The following is a 1,949-nucleotide window of genomic DNA, read 5'->3' on the forward strand; positions in this document are numbered from 1 at the left end:
CCGGGCGCTTCCCTTCGGTCTTGCGTTTCCAACCTTACCAGATCGTTTTTCCGATCCGGCCCCCTGTTGGAGCGGGGGTTTTCGCCTTCCGGGTTTCCCTTTCCGGCGGTTCCGACTCTATCAGATCCTTTCGGGCCCGATTCCCAGTCGAATTGGGATTTCTCTTTCGCCTTTCGGCAAATGAGACTCTAGCGGAATCCTGCTTCCCGAAGCCAATCGGGACCCGTTCTTGCGAACGCGGATTCCTGTTTCCGTAAAAGAGCATGCGAGCGGGACGGCACGGGGCCGATCGCTGCGGATGATTCTTTATGGAACGTGTCCGGGGACCGGCCGGAGCCAGTACTCACAACGGACAACCCGAAGAATGCTACGGACGCGCCAAGGTCGTGTCAAGAGAGGGGGGGGGGGCCCCCCCCCCCCCCCCCGCCCGCTGTCCACCGCCCGCTGCCGGGTCAGGCCTCGTCGGCGGTGAGACGCAGCGAGATGCTGTTGATGCAGTAGCGCTGGTCGGTGGGGGTCGGGTAGCCCTCGCCCTCGAAGACGTGGCCGAGGTGGGAGCCGCAGCGCGAGCAGCGGACCTCCGTGCGGACCATGCCGTGGGAGCGGTCCGCCACCAGCTCGACGGCGTCGGAGTCCTTCGGGTCGTAGAAGGACGGCCAGCCGCAGTGGCTCTCGAACTTGGTGTCGGAGCGGAAGAGCTCGGCGCCGCAGGCGCGGCAGGAGTAGACGCCCGCCGTCTTGGTGTCGGTGTACTCGCCGACGAAGGCGGGCTCGGTGCCGGCCTCGCGCAGGACGCGGTACTCCGCCGGGGTCAGCTCCGCCCGCCACTGCTCGTCGGGCTTGTCGATCTCGTACGACATGTCTGGTCTCTCCTCGGGTCAGCCGTCGAGGCGGGCGAGACGGTCCAGGATCTGCGGTCCCAGCTCCGTGACGTCGCCCGCGCCCATGGTGAGAACAAGGTCGCCGGGCTTGGCCATTCCGGCGATGACGTCCGGGATCGCGGCCTTGTCGTGTTCGGCGACGACCTCGGCGTCCGCTGCCTGGGCCGCGTCGATGATCAGGGCGCTGGTGATGCCGGGGATCGGGTCCTCGCGGGCCGGGTAGATGTCCAGGACCACGGAGGCGTCGGCGAGCGCGAGGGACTGGCCCATCTCCGTGCCCAGCTCCTGGGTGCGGGAGAAGAGGTGCGGCTGGAAGACGACGAGGATACGGCCGCCGGATCCGGCGATGGCGCCCCGGATGGCCTCCAGGTCGGCGGTCATCTCGGTGGGGTGGTGGGCGTAGGAGTCGATGACCTGGACGCCGGAGGCCTCGCCCTTGAGCTGGAGGCGGCGCTTGACGCCGGTGTAGCTGCCGAGCGCGGAGGCCAGGTTGTGCGGCGCGAGGCCGAGGGCGGTGCCCGCGGCGAGGGCGGCAACGGCGTTGAGGGCGTAGTGGCGGCCGGGGACGGAGACGGCGAAGGTGAGCATCTTGCCGTTGGTCAGGGCCACGGTGACCTCGCTGGTCAGGCCGCGCGGGTTGATCTTCAGGACGCGTACGTCGGCGTCCTCGGCCTCTCCGTAGGTGACGACCTCGATGTCGTGGCGCCCGGAGATACGGGTGGTCAGCTCGCGGGCGCCGGCGTGGTCGGCGGAGATGACCAGGGTGCCGCCGGGCCGGATGCGGCCGACGAAGGTCTCGAAGGACTCGTAGATCTCGTCCATCGAGGCGTAGTTGGCGTGGTGGTCCAGCTCCACGTTGAGGATGATCGCGACCTCGGGGGCGTACTTGTGGAAGCTGCGGTCGCTCTCGTCGGCCTCGGCTACGAAGATCTCGCCGCTGCCGTGCAGGGCGTTGGAGCCGGGGGCGTCCAGGTCGCCGCCGATGGCGTAGGACGGGTCCAGGCCGAGGGTGGCCAGGGAGACGGCCAGCATGGAGGTGGTGGTCGTCTTGCCGTGGGTGCCGGCCAC

2 protein-coding genes are annotated in these 1,949 nt (G+C 68.8%); both read right to left on the reverse strand.

The annotated features are described in order from the left end of the window. Positions 1 to 452: 452 nt before the first annotated feature. The gene (gene msrB / locus AC4IJH_RS43450; RefSeq protein WP_490857552.1) at positions 453 to 860 is read right to left on the reverse strand and encodes a peptide-methionine (R)-S-oxide reductase MsrB; all 408 of its coding nucleotides are present in this window, start codon (positions 858 to 860) and stop codon (positions 453 to 455) included. Positions 861 to 878: 18 nt separating this feature from the next. Further along, on the reverse strand, positions 879 to 1,949 hold a 1,071-nt coding region (locus AC4IJH_RS43455), incomplete at its 5' end, for a UDP-N-acetylmuramate--L-alanine ligase (protein WP_490857553.1).

This window comes from Streptomyces sp. UF-297, assembly GCF_058245575.1.